The 18,805-nt window shown below is 33.6% G+C and carries 15 protein-coding genes, 1 tRNA gene and 3 pseudogenes; 10 read left to right on the top strand and 9 right to left on the bottom strand.

The genetic code is table 11. From position 1 onward, the window contains the following. Window positions 1-43: 43 nt before the first annotated feature. The 3 genes from AB8B52_RS12500 to AB8B52_RS12490 form a co-directional block, all read right to left on the bottom strand. Window positions 44-1,144, bottom strand: a complete 1,101-nt coding sequence (locus tag AB8B52_RS12500; RefSeq protein WP_406028608.1) for a DUF4407 domain-containing protein — start codon at window positions 1,142-1,144, stop codon at window positions 44-46. A gap of 202 nt (window positions 1,145-1,346) precedes the next feature. Beyond that, window positions 1,347-3,734 (bottom strand): gliding motility-associated C-terminal domain-containing protein, encoded by a 2,388-nt coding sequence (locus tag AB8B52_RS12495; RefSeq protein WP_406028606.1) that lies wholly within the window; start codon window positions 3,732-3,734, stop codon window positions 1,347-1,349. 2 nt (window positions 3,735-3,736) lie between these two features. Further along, window positions 3,737-4,102 (bottom strand): BlaI/MecI/CopY family transcriptional regulator, encoded by a 366-nt coding sequence (locus tag AB8B52_RS12490; RefSeq protein WP_406028604.1) that lies wholly within the window; start codon window positions 4,100-4,102, stop codon window positions 3,737-3,739. Between the two features lie 124 nt (window positions 4,103-4,226). Here AB8B52_RS12490 and AB8B52_RS12485 point away from each other — a divergent pair, with 124 nt between their 5' ends. Then, window positions 4,227-4,640 carry a DUF4375 domain-containing protein gene (locus AB8B52_RS12485; protein WP_406028602.1) on the top strand — a complete coding sequence of 138 codons (414 nt, stop codon included), beginning with the start codon at window positions 4,227-4,229 and terminating at the stop codon, window positions 4,638-4,640. Window positions 4,641-4,793: 153 nt separating this feature from the next. Beyond that, window positions 4,794-6,185: a M28 family peptidase gene (locus tag AB8B52_RS12480; RefSeq protein ID WP_406028600.1), complete on the top strand. Its 1,392-nt coding sequence runs from the start codon at window positions 4,794-4,796 to the stop codon at window positions 6,183-6,185. Window position 6,186: 1 nt separating this feature from the next. Here AB8B52_RS12480 and AB8B52_RS12475 read toward each other — a convergent pair whose 3' ends face one another. Continuing rightward, entirely contained in the window at window positions 6,187-7,575 is a 1,389-nt protein-coding gene (locus AB8B52_RS12475; protein ID WP_406028598.1) for a dipeptidase, read from the bottom strand. Between the two features lie 117 nt (window positions 7,576-7,692). Between AB8B52_RS12475 and AB8B52_RS12470 the strand changes: the two genes are divergently transcribed. Then, window positions 7,693-7,774: transfer RNA gene (locus AB8B52_RS12470), tRNA-Leu, on the top strand. A gap of 314 nt (window positions 7,775-8,088) precedes the next feature. Here AB8B52_RS12470 and AB8B52_RS12465 read toward each other — a convergent pair. Next, on the bottom strand, window positions 8,089-9,717 hold the full coding sequence (locus AB8B52_RS12465) for a sodium/sugar symporter (protein WP_406028596.1): 1,629 nt from the start codon (window positions 9,715-9,717) through the stop codon (window positions 8,089-8,091). 167 nt (window positions 9,718-9,884) lie between these two features. Here AB8B52_RS12465 and AB8B52_RS12460 point away from each other — a divergent pair. From AB8B52_RS12460 to AB8B52_RS12445, 4 genes and pseudogenes are all read left to right on the top strand, one after another. Then, a pseudogene (locus tag AB8B52_RS12460) lies at window positions 9,885-10,774 on the top strand (aldose 1-epimerase). Between the two features lie 11 nt (window positions 10,775-10,785). Continuing rightward, window positions 10,786-11,430: a galactokinase gene (locus tag AB8B52_RS12455; RefSeq protein ID WP_406028594.1), complete on the top strand. Its 645-nt coding sequence runs from the start codon at window positions 10,786-10,788 to the stop codon at window positions 11,428-11,430. Continuing rightward, window positions 11,403-11,936 (top strand): galactokinase, encoded by a 534-nt coding sequence (locus tag AB8B52_RS12450; RefSeq protein ID WP_406028651.1) that lies wholly within the window; start codon window positions 11,403-11,405, stop codon window positions 11,934-11,936. The genes AB8B52_RS12455 and AB8B52_RS12450 overlap by 28 nt, the downstream gene beginning before the upstream one ends. Before the next feature lie 10 nt (window positions 11,937-11,946). Further along, window positions 11,947-12,967 (top strand): annotated as a pseudogene (locus AB8B52_RS12445) (UDP-glucose--hexose-1-phosphate uridylyltransferase). Between the two features lie 381 nt (window positions 12,968-13,348). Here AB8B52_RS12445 and dgoD read toward each other — a convergent pair. Continuing rightward, window positions 13,349-14,506 (bottom strand): galactonate dehydratase, encoded by a 1,158-nt coding sequence (gene dgoD, locus AB8B52_RS12440; protein WP_406028592.1) that lies wholly within the window; start codon window positions 14,504-14,506, stop codon window positions 13,349-13,351. Window positions 14,507-14,550: 44 nt separating this feature from the next. Continuing rightward, window positions 14,551-15,273 (bottom strand): FadR/GntR family transcriptional regulator, encoded by a 723-nt coding sequence (locus AB8B52_RS12435; RefSeq protein WP_406028590.1) that lies wholly within the window; start codon window positions 15,271-15,273, stop codon window positions 14,551-14,553. 202 nt (window positions 15,274-15,475) lie between these two features. On the opposite strand from AB8B52_RS12435, the gene AB8B52_RS12430 reads away from it, so the two are divergent. Together AB8B52_RS12430 and AB8B52_RS12425 are read left to right on the top strand one after the other, a co-directional pair. Then, window positions 15,476-16,420 (top strand): 2-dehydro-3-deoxygalactonokinase, encoded by a 945-nt coding sequence (locus AB8B52_RS12430; protein WP_406028588.1) that lies wholly within the window; start codon window positions 15,476-15,478, stop codon window positions 16,418-16,420. Continuing rightward, window positions 16,413-17,063 carry a bifunctional 4-hydroxy-2-oxoglutarate aldolase/2-dehydro-3-deoxy-phosphogluconate aldolase gene (locus tag AB8B52_RS12425; RefSeq protein ID WP_406028586.1) on the top strand — a complete coding sequence of 217 codons (651 nt, stop codon included), beginning with the start codon at window positions 16,413-16,415 and terminating at the stop codon, window positions 17,061-17,063. Before AB8B52_RS12430 ends, AB8B52_RS12425 begins: the two co-directional genes overlap by 8 nt. 181 nt (window positions 17,064-17,244) lie before the next feature. Here the strand turns inward: AB8B52_RS12425 and AB8B52_RS12420 are convergent, their stop codons facing one another. Further along, on the bottom strand, window positions 17,245-17,670 hold the full coding sequence (locus AB8B52_RS12420) for a DUF4174 domain-containing protein (RefSeq protein ID WP_406028584.1): 426 nt from the start codon (window positions 17,668-17,670) through the stop codon (window positions 17,245-17,247). 55 nt (window positions 17,671-17,725) lie between these two features. Continuing rightward, window positions 17,726-18,565: pseudogene (locus AB8B52_RS12415) on the bottom strand (DUF4982 domain-containing protein); the annotation flags it as partial. Window positions 18,566-18,613: 48 nt separating this feature from the next. On the opposite strand from AB8B52_RS12415, the gene AB8B52_RS12410 reads away from it, so the two are divergent. Beyond that, on the top strand, window positions 18,614-18,805 hold a 192-nt coding region (locus tag AB8B52_RS12410; RefSeq protein WP_406028582.1), incomplete at its 3' end, for a helix-turn-helix domain-containing protein.

The following is an 18,805-nucleotide window of genomic DNA, read 5'->3' as shown; positions in this document are numbered from 1 at the left end:
AAGGTTGAGTTTTAATTTCAACTCTAAAAGTAATGACAATTATTTAAAGAATTCCTTTTTGTTTTTTTAAAAAGGCATCTGCTTGATGCTGCATTAACTCACGCGCTTTTTGTCGTTTGTAATTAATAATTTCTTCTTCGTCAGCAATTTCAGTATAGACTTTATTATTAATGTCATTATCTGTTTTTAATAAGAGTTGACGTTCTGTAACCTGCTGCATAGTCCAAGTTTTGATTATGGTTTCTTGGTCTTGCAATCTAAAATCGAATTCACCTTTTGGAGATAATAGTTTCGCAAAAATTGGAGACGTTTCAATAGCCAAAAACAATAGAAAAATAAAGAACGAAGGCAACCACGGTAATTCTCCTAAAGCCGTCACTCTAGCCATTAAACCATCAAAATTATCTATGATAGGTTGCGAGGTTGACACATTAGCTGTGTAATCGCTTTGTAAGCTTGAAATTTCACCTTCAATCGCAGTAATTTTAATTTTGTTATCTGTTTTTAGTTCTTGTAACGCTGCTAAAGCAGCATCATGTTTGTCTCGTTTTTCTTTATAAACTGGTCCTTTGCCTAAACGGTTGGTGCCTGCTGTGCCTTCGGCTTCAGAAATGTAAGTATCATATAAGGCATTGACTTCTGCTTCTTTAGATTGTACTTGAGTTTGTAAGCTTAAAATTTCAGTCTCTAATGCTTCAATTTTAGGATTAAACTGTTGAGCAATTTGATTTTGATTGGCTAAGGTTAAATCATTCTTTTGTTCTAGTAGTACTTGGTTGATTTCTTTTTCAAAAATCTTTAATTCTAAAGGTTTAGAAATTACAACAGCAATAATTACAGCTAAAAATAGACGTGGTGTGGCTTGAAGAATTTCATCGATGACATTATCACGTTTTTTAATGGTTGAAACTATATAACGATCGAGATTAAAAATAAGTAAACCCCAAATTAATCCGAAAAAAATAGAAGCGTAGAGGTTATCAAAAACGGTGTATAGAGCATAACTGCCTGCAATGGTTGCCATAACTGCGGTAAAGAAAACGGTGGCACCAATACCAGCGTATTTGTTTTGTTCGCCAATAGAACAGTCGTTTAAAATATCGGTGTCTGCTCCCGAACAAAGGATGAAGAATTGTTTTAACATGATGGATTGTTTTTTGATTGACCCTTCGCTTTCGCTCAGGACTGATTGACTATTAGAACGCTAAAACAGGTGTTTTGTTACATAATTTTATAATAAAAAAGACCTCACAGGTTTCCTTTGCTAACCGAAGCCTTGTGCAAAGGTTAAAAACCTGTGAAGTCTTGAAATGACTAAATGCTTAAAATATAAGGTTGTCTAAAATTTATTTAATTATTGTAATATAACCAACCTGCGGTTTTCCGTTTTTAGAACCAATATCTAAACTATAATAGTATTTTCCCTCAACTAAAAGTTTACCGTTTTCATCAGTGCCTTTCCAGCTATTATCGTACCCTTTTTTAGAATAAATAATTTTACCAAAACGATTGTAAATTTCAATGGTGTTGTTAGGGTAATCTTCAATACAATTGATGTTTAACTTATTTAATACAGAGTTTACCTTAAGGGTTGATGGTACTTCAAGACAATCATTTACGGTCATACTCAGCGTTTCTCCATCTTCTGTTTTTATTTCATATTTAGTTTTAGATAGTTTAACAATATAGCGGTCATTTGCATCTTTTTGAGTTATCATATCATGACTCTTACCAGTGTTAGTTCTAGCTAAAGTTTTAGCTTCTTCTGCAGATATTTTTTTGTCATGATAATAAAATGTCGCTCCTTTTTCTTCCATTTCAATAATGAATTCTAGAAATGAAGGGTTAGATTTACTTTGGTCTAATTGACTAACATTTGGCCCTCCTTTCTCTTTAGTTTTAGTTTTCTGATTTGACTTTAAAGTCGGTGGAGGTGGAGGTGAAATTTTACCTTTTTCATCAGTAATAAATCCATCTTTATTATAATATGTTTTTTTGCCTTTATACTCTGTAAAATAATGAGATTCTCCATTATCTAGCATTTCAAAACCAGATGTCATGCCTTTTGGTGTGTCTTGTATGATTTCATTTAATGTTTTCTTTTTACCATTTTTATTTGGTGATGCTTCTGTTGGAGGTGGTGGAGGTGGTATTTTAGGAAATGCTTCCGCTGTCTTTTTCTGTTCAGCAGTCATTATACTATATATGTGTTGGTACTTATCTAAATCTTTTTTCATTATGATTTTAGATTCAGTTGTTTTTAATTCTTTTGCCCAAGTATTGTATGCTGCGACTTGTTTTGCTGTTGCTTTTTGTTGAATAGCGTGTTCAGGTGGTGGTGGAAAAGTCGCAATTTCGTCTAAGGTTAATTCGTTTCGTTTTTTATAATAGGTGTTTCCATTAAGCGTTATTTGAACATAAGGTTTAATAGGCGAGATAGGTCGTTTTACTTTAGATTTATTTTCTTTAGACATTCTAAAATAGATACCTCCTAAGTCAGAAAATAAGGCATCTATTTCTTCTTGCTCTTTATTAGATTTATAAACATAATGTTTACCTATCCTTTTGAGAGCTTCAAAAGTTTCGTATTTTATTACATATTCTTTTACAATATCTAAATCTACTTCGTTACCGTTCTTGTCGTAATATTTCTTTAAGTCTCCTTTTTTATATGGATAATAAAATTTGTTGTTATTAATTGTAATATACCAATGCTCTAAAAGAATTATGCTTTTATTTTTATTGGTTTTTAAAATCTTTGTTCGATTTTCTTGTATTACCGTGTCATACATCTCTTTTTGAGATGCTTCGTTTTTGGTTTCTAAAATTTCAGAAGTTAATACAATTGGTTTCTCAACATATTCTTTCTCAGCAAAACTGTAAAAAAGAAGAGCAATAATTGGTAAGACTAGGAACGTGCTTAGCCAAATACGGGTTTTAGATGTTTGTGTTTTCATAACTGTAAATCGTTTTTTGATGGATGAATAATTGATGGTACTGCTTAGCCGATAAGCTTCAGTTTCCTGATAATTATCGGAAGATGAAAATTGTAATAATATGTTTTGATAGGTTTTAGCATCTGCGCCGTGATTTAAAACGGCTTGGTCTGCTAAAAATTCGTGATTCAGTTTTACATGATGTTTCAAAATGTAAATGAGTGGATGAAACCAAAACACAATCTGAAGTAGCTCTAAAATGATAATATCTAAACTGTGTAGTTGCTTGGCATGGGTTTCTTCATGTAGTATAACTTCTTCGGGAATGTTTTGAGATTCATAACGGATTTTATTAAAAAACAGATACTTAAAGAACGAATGTGGAATAAGATTTTCTTTTAAAAGCACATACGTGAAATGCTGTTTAGCGATGGTTTCGTTCTTAGAAATTCTGCGGTTCATTTTTAGCAGATTGATTAAAAATCTTGCTAACAATAATAAAACACCTAAACCATAGACTAGCCAAAGGACGTTTTCTAAATTCCAAAATGAAGGCGTTTCCACCGGTATTTCTGTGAAGGATTCCATAGGAATAAAAACGGGAGCGGTTTCAAAAGTAGTGGCAATAGGTTCTATATATTCGGTTATTTTTAGGGTTGGAATAACTAAAGCCAATACCAATGCTCCTAATAAATAGAAACGTTTAAAACGATGCATATTCTGACGTTCTAAAAACAGAATATAAAAGAGCCAAAATATAGCCAAGCATGCCGAAAATTTAATGAGATAGGTTGCCATGACTACTTGTTTTTAATTTCGTTATCTATAATTTTTTTTAAGGCCTCTAATTCTTCCTTGGTTAAATCAGTTTTACGCGTAAAGAAGGAAGCAAACTGAGAGGCACTATCATTAAAGAATGTTTTTATTAATCCATTGACGTGCTTAGAAAAATAATCTTCTTTTTTAACCAGTGCATAGTATTCTCTTGAATTGCCAAAAGTGTTATAAGCAACAAAGCCTTTACCAATCATACGTTTCAGTAAGGTAGCCACAGTCGTAGTTGCTGGTTTGGGTTCTGAATAGCTGTCTAATAAATCTTTCATAAAAGCGTTTTCGAGCTTCCAGAGGTGTTGCATTAGTTGTTCTTCGGTTTTTGAAAGTTGCATGCTCTACGTGTTTAGAATTAACTCTATAAATGTAGAGTTAAAAAATGAATTATAAAATATTAAACTCTAAAAAGTTGTAAATAGGTATATTTGTTTATGGTAATAAAAGAGAAAATCTCAGCATATGATAAGGGAAGAAGCTGAACCTGCTTGGAACAAAATTGTTTCCCTTGGTTTTTCTGAATATTCAAAATTGACCAGAGAACAAAGAGTTTGGTTTAATATTGAGCCATTATTGGCTTTTGGACTATGGGAACATTATGTTAATTATGGAGCTGATAAAAATATAGACGTGATTGAAGATTTAGAATACCTGAATTTTCAATCAATAGCAAATCGATTAAACGAGTTTAACAAGATTTATTTCCCTGAGGGAGTTCCCAAAGGACCTGATGCAAGACAAGAACACTTTGATAATTTTTCAAAAGAACAATTAAGTGATGATATTGACAGAATGGACGAAAAGTTTTGGGAGTTACATGAGGATTTGAATAATGCACTAACGGCGCATATTAATAAAACAGGAATAGGAAAATAATTTAATCCACATTCTGAAAGTGACTATTTGTAATTGGTTTATTTTGAAGAATTCTTTGTTATATCATCCTGCAAGGTTTTTAAAACCTTGTAGGTATATAATGTATAATTGATAAGGCTAAAAGAAATGGTCAACAAAAAACAATTTAATAGAATGAAACACAAGCTTATTTTTTCGTTGTTACTGCTAATGTTATGCTTTAATGTGTCATTCTCACAATCTATCCAAGACATCATAAACCAAGTCAGTAACGCTAATTTGCAATTGCGTGTTAATGAACTTTCTGGTGAGCAAGCGACGGTCATTAACGGTGTTTCTCGAACTATAGCCAATCGCTTACATAGTAATAACGATTTGGCAGCGGATTATATTGAAGAACGGCTTTCAGCATTTCCTAATCTTACGGTAGCCGTTCAAAATTTTAATAGTACAGGCAAAAATGTTATTGCCACACAACTTGGCCAGACCAATCCGGATAACATTTATATGATTTGTGCGCATTACGATTCAGTGGCTGACTATTGTGCAGATGATAATGCTACAGGAGTTGCAGCGGTTATAGAAATCGCTAGAATTATGTCCCAACAATGCACTGATAATACCATTATTTATGCGCTTTGGGATGAAGAGGAAATTGGACTTTTAGGCGCAAATTTTTATGCACAACAAGTTGCGGATGATACCAATGGTAATACCAGAGATAATATTCTCGGTGTGTTAAATATGGATATGATTGGTTATGATGGCGACGCACCAGGAACTCCTGGAGATAACGATTTTGATATTGATGTAAGACCCATTGCGAATTCAATAGCCATTAAAGATGATTTATTAACTATTTTGAATACGTATTCCTTCGATTTGAATGTGATTGTAGTCAATCCTGGTACTCCTGCCAGTGACCATTCGCGCTTTTGGAATCAAGGCTATTCTGCTGTTTTAGTTGGTGAATCTTGGGCGACAAATGATGAAACACCAAATTACCACACGGCTAATGATCGCGTGGTAGACATCGATTTTCAATACATGACAGAGCTAACTAAACTCGTGGCAGCTTATGTAGCAACCAAATCGGGCTTGGTGGCTTTAGATAATATGGTGACGCAAACAGACACCAGTCTAATGGCTAACGAAACAGCTGCCAACTATCAATGGTATAATTGTGATACTGAAATAGAAATTTCAGGCGCAACCAATCAAACGTTTGTGCCAACCACTACTGGAAATTATGCTGTAGAACTGACTAATGGTTTGTGCACGGAACGCAGTTCTTGTATTAATTTTTCGGTACTAAGTGCCTCTGAATTTTCTGAGGACGAATTACATCTGTATCCAAATCCGATGGCCTCAGTTTTAAAAATAGATAATCGTACAAACGAAAATCTAAGTATTACTATTCATACAATTTCTGGCAAAACCATCAATAAGTTTCAATCTGAAAAAAGCTATGTTGAAGTAGATTTTAAAAAATACGCTTCAGGCATTTATTTTATTACCATTGCTTCAGAATCGAAAGCGTCAACTTTTAAAATGGTGAAAGCATAAATTAGCTTTTTAATTCTGTAAAATGCTTATAAAACCAAGGAATGGTTTCAATACCTTTTAGGTAATTCCAAACTCCAAAATGTTCGTTTGGAGAGTGAATAGCATCACTGTCTAAACCAAAGCCCATTAAAATGGTTTTACTGTTGAGTTCTTGTTCAAAAAGCGACACAATAGGAATACTACCTCCACTACGTTGCGGAATAGGTGTTTTACCAAAGGTCTGCTCATAAGCTTTTGAAGCGGCTTTATAACCAATACTATCGATAGGAGTGACGTAACCTTGGCCTCCGTGATGTGGTGTTACTTTTACAGTAACCCCTTTAGGAGCGATACTTTCAAAATGCGTTTTAAATAATTTAGTAATGTCTTCCCAATCTTGGTTGGGCACCAAACGCATCGATATTTTTGCATAAGCCTTACTTGCAATAACGGTTTTTGCACCTTCACCTGTGTAACCTCCCCAAATACCGTTGACGTCTAATGTTGGACGAATGGAATTACGTTCGTTGGTAGAATAACCAGTTTCTCCATAAACCGCATCGATGTCTAATGATTTTTTATAAGCGTCTAATGAAAAAGGTGCTTTTGCCATTTCGGCACGTTCTGCATCTGATAAATTTTCAACCCTATCGTAAAATCCTGGAATGGTAATATGATTGTTTTCATCGTGAAGCGAAGCAATCATCTTAGTTAATACATTAATTGGATTTGCTACGGCTCCTCCATATAAACCAGAGTGTAAATCGCGATTTGGTCCAGTCACTTCAACTTCAACATAACTTAAACCCCTTAAGCCTGTGGTGATGGATGGTACGTCTTTAGCAATCATTCCTGTATCTGAAATCAGAATGACGTCATTTTTCAATTTATCTCTATGAGCAGCTACAAATTTGGCAAGGTTAACACTACCGACTTCCTCTTCACCTTCAATCATAAATTTTACGTTGCAAGGCAATTCGTTTTGGGAGGTCATGTATTCCATAGCCTTAACATGCATGTACATTTGACCTTTATCGTCACAAGCACCTCTGGCGAAAATAGCACCTTCAGGATGTAGTTCTGTTTTTTGAATCACAGGTTCAAAAGGAGGCGAGTTCCATAAATCTAAAGGGTCTGGTGGTTGCACATCGTAATGGCCATAAACCAGTATGGTAGGTAAGTTTTTATCGATTATTTTTTCACCATAAACTATAGGATAGCCTTCGGTTTCACATATTTCTACATGGTCGCAACCCGCCTTTTCAAGACTCAATTTAATGACATCAGCAGTTTTTAAGACGTCTCCTTTATAAGCAGAGTCGGCACTGATGGATGGTATTTTTAGTAAGTCGATAAGTTCGTTTATGAAGCGATCTTTGTTCTTTTCGATATAAGATGTAATAGTTTGCATACAGAGATTTGTGTTTGAAACAAATGTAAGAATTCAGAAATGAATTTTTCTTAAATATTTCTTATTTGAATATCAAACTATTGTTTATATTTGCATCCCAATATTTATTGGGTAATTGCAGGCGTGGTGGAATTGGTAGACACGCTAGACTTAGGATCTAGTGCCGCGAGGTGTGAGAGTTCGAGTCTCTCCGCCTGTACAATTTTAAATAAGACTCTAATCGTTAAGGTTAGAGTCTTTTTCGTTTAATAAATGCTTATGACAAGAAGTTTATGCTAAGCATTACTGAAATGAAAATATATTTTCATTTAAAGTACCTTGTGTAACAAGCCGAGGTAAGTCTTTCAGCTTGTACTTATTAAAAAAGCTTCTTAGAAATAAGAAGCTTTTTTCTGTCTATGAAGTTATTGATATGCCATGAATACTAAGTTTATTACAAATTATGTTAAAACAAATAGATCCGATTTTATACTTTGTGCAAAAGCATAACTTTAAGGGTATTGCTTTTGATTTCTACCAAAACAAGGCATATAGTACAGCTAAGAGAATACAAATAACCATTGAGCCTATGTTAAATAGAGGACTGGTTTTAAACAATCCGTCCGTTATAATGATGGCTTTAGCATCGTTTGCACCTTTATTTTGAAGTTGGCTTAATACTATAATGATAGCCATAGTAAGAAGTGCTGTGATTCCCATTTGATGCATCCAAGGTTCAAGTATTTCTAGAGGTGTAAATTTTAAAATCAGTGCGATTGGGATGGATAAAATAGCTCCCCAAATAGCAGCATTGTTGGTGGTTTTTTTCCAGAATAATCCTAACATAAATACGGCTAAAATACCAGGACTTACAATACCTGTATATTCTTGTATAAACTGAAAAGCTTGGTCTATACCACCCAAAAGTGGCGCTACAATTACAGCGATAAGTAGAGCGACACCAGCAGAAATACGGCCTACATTAACGGTAGTTTTATCATTAGCATTTTTATTAATATACTGTTTGTAGATATCCATGGTGAATATGGTAGATGTAGAGTTGAGCATAGAGGCTAAAGACGACACCACAGCTGCCGCAAGTGCTGCAAATGCAATACCCTTTAAACCAACAGGTAAAAACTGTAATAACCAAGGATACGCTTTGTCTGCTTGCTCTGAGGTTGGTAGGTTTAACATACCTGCTTCACCAAGATTAGCCATAATCGATGGGTCGTTTACCATCACATAGGCAGCAATTCCGGGTACAACAACAATAAGCGGTATAATTAATTTTAAGAAAGCAGCCAAAAGAATACCTTTTTGCGATTCTTTGAGAGATTTGGCGGCTAAAGTTCTTTGGATAATATATTGATTAAATCCCCAATAATAAAGATTAGCAACCCATAAGCCACCAACTAAAACCCAAATTCCTGGTAAATTAACATAGTTTTCATTTGTTTCTTCAAGTATCATGTGAAACTTATCTGGTGCAGCTTCCCATACTTTAGAAAATCCTGCCATAACACCTTCGCCTCCAGAAACAGTATTTAGAGCAAGATATGTTGTTACTAAACCACCCAAAACTAAAAATACAACTTGAATAACATCCGTCCAAGCTACAGCTGATAAACCACCATAGATAGAATATGCCGCTGCAAATAGGGCTAGGCCAATAATGGCATATACCATGTCTACTCCCATTATGGTTTCTATGGCTAAACCACCCAGATAGAGCACTGAGGCTAGATTTACAAAAATGTATAAGCCTAGCCAAAAAACAGCTAAAATTGTCTTAAGGTTTGTAGAAAATCTTTTTTCAACAAACTCAGGAATGGTATATAAACCTTTTTCGATAAAAATGGGTAAAAAGTACTTACCAACTATTATTAAAGTTAACGCTGCCATCCATTCATACGAGGCAATGGCAATACCAAGTGCAAATCCAGACCCAGACATACCTATAAATTGTTCTGCAGAAATATTTGCAGCAATTAAAGACGTACCAATCGCCCACCAAGGTAAAGATTTACTGGCTAAAAAATAATCTTCGGCATTTTTCTGGTGCCCTTTTTTATCTCTAGAAACCCATAAGCCTACACCTAATATAAGGGCTGCATAAGCTATAAAAACAATATAGTCCCATGTTTGAAAACCTGCTGTCATAATAATCTGGTGGTTTAAAATTGATTAATTGTTAGCCAAATATAAATATTAATTCTATTAAAATAGTTCATTTCATATGGTTTGTAACTGTTATGAACCTACGGGTTTTGTGTACTTTTGTTTTGATGATAATTGTTAAAAAATCAATATCATAAATCTTTTTATATATGTATAAAATTAAACATAGCATAGAGAAAAATATACTAGAAGTAAAAAATAGTGATGCCAGTGTATTTGGTAAAATTTACTTAAATGATGGCGGAAGTTTGCAAGAATTAGTCTTAAATGGAGAACCAATTATTGCAGATTTACAACCATTAGTGTATAAGAATACTTATGCATCCTCTATTTTATTTCCTTTTGCTAATAGAATAAAGGATGGCAAGTATAGGTTTAATAATCAAGATTTTCAATTCGAAATAAATCATGAAGATGAACGTAATGCTATACATGGACTAGTTTATAACAAGTCCTTCAACATTATAAAACAGGTCATAAAAAAACAACAAGCTAAAATTGTTTTGTCCTACCAGTCACAGGGTGATGAGGCTGGATTTCCCTTTCCCTTATCCTACAATTAACCTATCTATTTAGGCAAAGTAGTATCGCTGTAAAGGTCAAAGTGATAAATACCGGAGCTACGTCGTTCCCTTTTACTTTAGGCTGGCATCCTTATTTTTGCAGTACAGACCTTAACGAAAGGCGTGTTATTTTTGATGCCAAAAAGAAATTAAATATCGGTCATCGGAATATTACGCGAGGTATAGATAATGTTAAGCACAAAGGATTTATAAGTTTTGGGCAGCAAGATTATGATGATTGTTGGAAGCTAGAGGATAAAAAAATAATATTTACTACACCAAATTATAAATTAGAACTTATCTCATCTCAGCCAGATGGATTTTTACAAGTTTACACACCTCCAAAAGCCAATATGGTTGCTATTGAACCTACAACAGGAGTTTCAAATAGTTTTAATAATAACATTGGGTTGAAAACTTTACAACCTAAGGAGGTCTTTAAAATAAAATGGAGTTTAAAGATTCATGCTCATTAAAAAAATGCATTATGAATAAAAAACTAATCAAAAGCGTAAAAAAAAGTTTTAAAGCGCAATTTGAAACTCAGCCACTTTTAGTGTTTTCACCAGGAAGAATTAATCTTATTGGTGAACATACAGATTATAATGATGGTTTTGTATTTCCTGGAGCAGTTAATAAAGGTATTACCTTAGCTATGAGTAAAAGTACGTCTAACACTAGTAAAATTTATGCGTTAAATAAAGAAGAACTTTATGACTTTGACGTAGAAACTATCAAACGACTTAAAGATGGAGGTTGGCGTAATTATTGTCTTGGTGTGATTTCTGAAATTCAAAAAAAAGGACTAAAGGTTGGTAGTTTTAACGCTGTTTTTGCTGGAGATATTCCTGGAGGCGCAGGTATGTCATCTTCTGCGGCATTAGAAAATAGTTTTGTATTTGGTTTAAACACATTATTTAATTTAGGATTAACTAAAGCAGAGATGATTGTAATTTCGCAAAAAGCCGAGCATAATTATGCAGGTGTAAAATGTGGTATTATGGACCAATTTGCGAGTATGTTTGGTGTCAAAAAAAGTGCCCTTCTTTTAGATTGTAGGTCTATGGAATCGCAAGCTTATAAAATTGATTTTAAAGATTATAAATTGATGTTAATCAATACCACAATGTAAAACACGATTTATCTGAAAGTGCGTACAACGACAGACGTGCTGTTTGCGAGAATATTTCAGAATTACTGAATGTAAAAGCGCAGCGAGACGCTACTAAAGAACAATTAGATACTATTAAAGACAAGATTACAGAAGGTGATTATTACAAGGCATTATATGTCATTCAAGAAAACGAACGTGTTAAGACCTTTTCCAGAGCCATACAAGAAGATGATATCAAAACATTAGGAAAACTATTTTACCAATCTCATGAAGGTTTAAGCAAAAAATATAAAGTAAGTTGTAAAGAATTAGACTTTTTAGTTGAAAGCGCAAAAGCAAATCCTAATGTTATTGGATCACGGATGATGGGAGGCGGATTTGGTGGTTGTACCATTAATATAATTTTAAAAAGCGATTATAAAAGATTTAAAAAAGATATTTCAAAAAAGTTTCAAAAAGAATTTGGAAACGCTTGCTCTGTCTACAAAGTAAAACTTTCAAAAGGAACTCATATTTTAAAATAAATAGAAAAACATGTATTCAAACTTACAAGACTATTCACACAAACGTTTTAACATATTGACGGGAGAATGGGTTTTAGTATCACCACATCGTGCAAAACGACCGTGGCAAGGACAAAATGAAGTGATTTCTAACGAGACACTCCCTTCACACGATCCCAATTGCTACTTATGTTCAGGAAATGCTAGAATTAATGGTGAGCAGAACCCGGATTACAAAAATGTATTTGTGTTTACAAATGATTTTGGAGCACTCCAGCTAGATTCTAAATCATTTTCATTTATTGAAGGCTTATTGAAAGTTGAAAGCTAACAAGGGATTTGTAAAGTGATTTGCTTTAGTCCAGACCATTCAAAAAGTTTGGCAGATATGAATGTTGAAGATATTGGTAAAGTTGTTAAGGCTTGGCAGAAAGAATATATAGAATTAGGAGGAAATGCTCTTATTAATTATGTGCAAATATTTGAAAATAAAGGTGCTGTGATGGGTTGCAGTAATCCGCATCCTCACGGTCAAATATGGAGTCAGTCCACACTACCAAACGAAGTTGATAAAAAAGACCAGCAGCAAAGCGCATATTTCAATAAAAATAATAGCAGTCTACTAGGCAATTATATTGCACAAGAATTAAAAGCTAACGAACGTATCATTTATCAAAATGATGACTTTGTAGTGCTTACACCGTTTTGGGCAGTTTGGCCTTTTGAAGCCATGATTGTTCCTAAAAAGCACCACACCAGTATTACCAAAATTTTAGAACAAGAACGTTTAGGATTTGCAGATGCAATTTCAAAAATCACTAAGGCTTATGATAAGTTATTTGAATGTTCTTTTCCGTATTCAAGTGGTATTCATCAATCACCTACTAATGGCAAATCTAATGAACATTGGCATTGGCACATGAGTATTTTATCCACCATTATTAAGAAGCGCAACAGTTAAGAAGTTTATGGTGGGATACGAAATGTTTGGTTCACCACAAAGAGATATTACTGCAGAGCAAGCTGCTGATAGATTGAGAGCATTGATTTAACATAAGCTCTTTGTTGTAAAGAATTCCATATAAAACTATTACTATGAAAAAAATTCTTAGTCCTGCTTGGCTTTATCAGTCTATTGGCATGTAAAAATGAGGTAAAACAACCTAATATCGTTATTATATATCTCGATGATTTAGGCTATGGTGATGTAACAAGTTTTAATCCTGATGGAAAGATACCGACTTCAAATATAGATCTAACCTCAAAATCTTTTAAATCGATAGCTTTTTTCAATTGTTTCCTTCAATACTGAAGCATGGAATTACGATATAGATTATGGCAAGCGGTGCAGCTAATTTTAATAATATATCAAAAAGAGTGATGCGTTAATTTTTTTCAAATAAGCTATTAAAGCAATTCAATACACCAACTTATTACCATTCTGCAAAATTTCCATCTTCATTTCGCCAAATAGGATTAGTCCAATTATGAATAATCTTACGACCCTCCCTTAGTTTTTTTTCATTTATTTCAACACCTAAACCAGATTTAGACATTAAGTCTAAATAACCATCTTTTACAGAAAACACTTCTGGATTTTTAACATAATCTAAAAGATCATAACCCTTGTTATAGTGTATGCCTAAACTGCTTTCTTGAATAATAGCGTTCGTCGATGAAAAATCCAGATGTAGAGCAGACGCAAGGGATATTGGCCCTAACGGACAATGTGGTGCAATGGCTATATCATAAGCTTCTGCCATTGTCGCAATTCGTTTTACTTCGGAGATGCCGCCAGCATGACTTAAATCTGGCTGGATAATATCTACAACGCCTTGATGCAAAATATCTTTGAAATCCCATCTAGAAAGCATTCGTTCTCCAGTCGCTATAGGAATGCTGGTGTAGGAATAAATATGTTTAAGAGCGTCATTGTTTTCACTTAAAACGGGTTCTTCAATAAACATAGGGTCATAAGGTGCCAGTTTATCAATCAGTCTTTTCACCATCGGTTTATGAACTCTTCCATGAAAATCTAAACCAATATCTATGGTATAACCGAACTCTTCACGTAATAATTTAATATTATTAGCAACATTTTGAATATCTTTGATCGACGACACCCATTCCATACTGCCAGTGGCATTCATTTTAACAGCACGATAGCCTTGATTTACTCTTTCTTGCGCATGCTGTATAACAACATCTGGGTTGTCACCACCAATCCAACAATACATTTTTATTTTTTGTCTAACTGCTCCGCCTAAAAGTTCGTATACAGGAACTCCTAGGTGTTTGCCCTTGATATCCCATAAGGCTTGGTCTATTCCAGAAATTGCACTCATTAAAATAGTCCCTCCTCTGTAAAAACCACCTCTATAAAGTACCTGCCAAATATCTTCAATGTTGTTTGCAGTTCGGCCAATTAGGTATTGTTCAAGTTCTTTAACACATGCTGCAACTGAGTTAGCTTTTCCTTCAACTACGGGCTCTCCCCATCCAATTATTCCGCATTTGGTTGTTATCTTAACAAATAGCCATCTTGGTGGAACTTTAAATAATTCTACTTTTATAATCCTTAGGTCGTCCATGTCTCGGTTTAAATATGTTTTTAAAAAATTAGTAAATCGTAGTTTTATTGAAGTGATTGTGTATGAATTTTTTGTGTTTCAATGATATGTGCTCGCATAGCTTCCGCAGCTTTATGAGCATCTTGCGCAATAATGGCTTCTAGAATATTGTTGTGGTGGTCAATCATTATTGTTTTGTCTCGCAGCAGCTCGCCAGTTAATGATTTTGTATATACAGCATTCTTAAATTTAGGTGTTAGGTTAAATATTGGTTTTAATAGTAAATCCAATACCTTATTATCAACAATAGATAGAAGGGTTTTGTGAAAATCGTTGTCGATATCTGCCTCTTTTTTTTTATCTGCCAAAGCACATTTTTTCATTTCATCCATATTGTTTTTTAAAAGTGCTATATGGCTGTCAGTTCTATAAATAGCAGCTTCTGCAGCTAATACAGGTTCTATAATGAGCCTAGTTTTAATAGTTTGTGAAATGATGCTTTTATCTGATGAAAGCTCAAAAAATAAATTTAGAATTTCTGACGTATTTTTAATGCTCATTTCTGACACAAAAACTCCTTTACCTCTTTTTACTTCAACGATACCTCGAGCACTCATTTTTTTTACAGCTTCACGAATAGACGTTCTACTTACATTAAACATATCGCAAAGTTCGTGTTCCGTTGGTATTTGGTGTCCAGGTAGATATTTTCCAGCTCTAATCGCTTCTGTTAATTTATTCTCAACTTGTTCGCTGAGTGATTTGTTCGATACTATAGAGTTAAACATGTTTTAATTTTATAAGATGTCATACATCATACAAATATAATAATTGTGATATTACCAACCAAAATTAAATGAGAAGAATAGCCGATGAACGCTTTGAGTTTTAATTTTAAAACACCTAACTTTAACGCTTATAACAGAATCCAAAAAATGGTATTTTGGTTTATTGAATACATACATAGTTTGTTAATTTAATATGACGTACATGCCCGAATATTTTATTAGTTGCGATTGGGGAACAAGTAATTTTAGGTTACGATTAGTTAAAACAGATTCTTTAGCTGTAATTTTTGAGTCTGTTTCTGCAAAGGGAATTAAGATACTTCATAATGATTACTTACAGCAAACGAAGTTCAATCAGTATCAATTTTTTTGTAATTATTTAATAAGTCAGATTAAACTACTTCCAAAACCTTACCAAAATTATCGCGTCGTTGCCTCAGGTATGGTAACAGCCAACATCGGTTTGCATGAGTTAGATTATGCGCTAATGCCTTTTAGAAATAATGGTTCAACATTATTGACTAAAAAAATAATTGTAAATAATGTATTAGAAGTGCTTTTGGTTTCTGGTGTTAGAAATGATTTTGGAATGATGCGAGGAGAGGAAACACAAGTCATTGGTCTATCTGATGAAATCCAAAAGATAACTTCGGAAGGCATACTCTTATTGCCTGGAACTCACAGTAAACATTTAACATATAAAAACGGAACCTTTACTGAGCTAAAAAGTTATATGACGGGTGAACTTTTTGAAATTTTATCTCAAAAGAGTATTTTGGCGAATTCTATATTTAAAGACGCAAAAGACACGCTAATTGAAGATGCGTTTTTTAAAGGTTTAAAGAAAGGTGTAAAAGGAGAGCTTACGTCAAGTCTTTTTAGTATTAGAGCAAGTGATTTATTAGGATTATCTAAAAAAGAAGAGAACTATTATTTTTTAAGCGGGTTAATTATAGGAGACGAGCTTTCTTATTTAAAAAATGAAGACAAAATGGTTTTTCTAGCTTCTCCAGAACCACTGAGTCTGTTATATAAAATGGCTTTAGAACACATTTTAAAATCAAATAATTATAACGTGTTTAATAGAGAGACAAGTGAAAAAGCCATATTATTAGGGCAACAAAAAATTCTAAAATTATATGGTTAATACGAAATTATTTTCTTGGAAATTATACCATCAGGCACCAATTGTAGGTATTGTAAGAAATTTGCCAATCGATACTGTTTTAAAAATAGCTCAAGCTTATTCTGAAGCTGGATTAAACACTATCGAAATTACAATGAATACTAAGTCGGCATCTGAAATTATTGCAACTTTGAGACATAAATTTCCTAATTTGAATGTTGGAGCAGGCACAGTATGTACAGATGACGATTTAGATAAAGCTATTGATGCAGGTGCTCAGTTTATTGTAACACCCATAATAAATGAAGCTATTATTAAGAAAACGGTCGCTTTAAATATTCCTGTTTTTCCAGGAGCTTTTACACCAACAGAGATTTATAAAGCATGGTCACTTGGTGCTTCAGCGGTCAAAGTATTTCCAGCAACACAATTAGGTGTTAGCTATATTAAAGATGTATTGGCGCCGTTAAATAAAATAAAGTTGCTACCAACAGGCGGTATAACCGAAGGTAATATTAAATCATTTTTTGAGGCTGGCGCAGTAGGTGTTGGTATGGGTAGTTCCTTAATTAGCAAAACTCATATTAGCAATGATGATTACGAAGGTCTTAAAAAGCATTTTATAAAAATAAGGTCACAAATAGAGGAATTTGTGCAGATTTAGCCATTTAAATTACCAGTTTTTTAAATATTACTCATGGTGTCGTTAGACTAAACAGTATCCTTTATCGTTTAGCCGAACTAAATTCGTTAACTTTATTAAATATTCGTTACCATATTTTAGAGCAAGGTATACATTAGCAACAGATAGACAATTGTATAGTGCCATATGCATATATAGGTTATTATTTGTTCTTTAGTTCGTTTTTGCGCATTGGCATCGCATCTATGGTATTAAACAAATGGTCTCTACTTAATAATTTGTTTTGTGATAATTTTATCCTTCCGTCTAAACCAATTAGTACTATTTTGAAATCTGAACTATTTGCGTTATAGGCTTTGTATAGAGAGGTGTTTTGTGTCCAGCTTTCTTCGTCACGTTTGTATTTATTGGGAAGTATTTTATAAATGATTACTTTTCGTTTACTAAATTCATCTAAGCCTTTAGTGAATTCTTCGCATTGCGAGGCATAAATGTTAGATTTGGAATCACTAGATATGATGAGAACGATTCGGTTTTTCCACTGGTGTTTTTCGAAGTTTTGTGCATTTACAAGAGGCGTCATCATTATGCCAATGAAGAAAATAATAATTTGATATTTTAGTTTCAAGATTTTCATTTTATAGAGTTAGACCACTTTATTTTTAATCACTATACAACGTTTATTAATTAACAGAACTAAAACTAAATTCTCCTTTTTGTAACCCTTTTCCAGACACAGATAATTTAATTTCACCAGCTTTTTCTTGAGATTGAACAAGGACAACCAGTTTTCCGCTAAACAGTTTCATAGTAGGTAAATGGAATAACTCTAGCGATGTGGCATCACCATTACAGGCAGCTCTGAAAGTGCCTTCTCCTTTAACTTTAAATTTAAGTTGATTTGTGGCTGTAGGACACGGAATTCCGTTTTTATCAACAACAGAAACTGTAACAAAAGCTAAATCTTCACCATTTGCTTTAATCGTTTTTACATCAGAATCGAGAATAATTTGATGAGGTTTTCCAGTAGTCCTCATTATTTTTTCTACGACAGGATTTCCATTATCATCTAGTGCAACAACTTTTAAAGTTCCAGGTTGGTATTTTACATTCATCCACATTAAGCGATAGCGGTTTTGCGGTGTGTCTTTATTTTTCTTCTGAATACCTAAGCTTTTCCCATTCAAAAATAATTCAGCACTATCATAATTGGTATAGACAAAAACTGGTGTGGTTTTTCCTTCGCGTCCTTCCCAATTCCAATGTGGTAAAATATGTAGTGTTTCATCTTTGGTATTCCATCGGCTTCTGTATAAGTAATAACGGTTTTTTGGTAAACCTGCTAAATCATTAATTCCAAAATAAGAACTTCGTGATGGCCAAGCTTCATCATAAGGAGTGGGTTCACCTAAATAATCAAAACCAGTCCAAACAAACTCACCAATTACCCAAGGTTTGTCATCTTGTAAAATAAAATCATCATCTGGCAAATTAGACCAACTGCAATATTCTAAATCTGTACTTTCCTGAAATAGGTTGACTAAAAATTAATCACTTAATGATAGTCACTTATGAAACAACAAAATGAACACTGGCGAAAAAAAAGCTACCAAAAAGCAACCTTAGAAACCAAACTTTTAGTCGTCGACCAAATTCAAAATGGGCAGATCTCTACAAACTGTGCTTCCAAAAAGTACAATGTGCCAAGATCAACCATCTCCTATTGGATTAGAAAATACAGTACCTTAACGCTACAAAATACA

It is taken from the genome of Winogradskyella sp. (assembly GCF_045105575.1).
GTDB lineage: Bacteria > Bacteroidota > Bacteroidia > Flavobacteriales > Flavobacteriaceae > Winogradskyella.
This window is presented reverse-complemented; position numbering and strand designations above follow the sequence as displayed.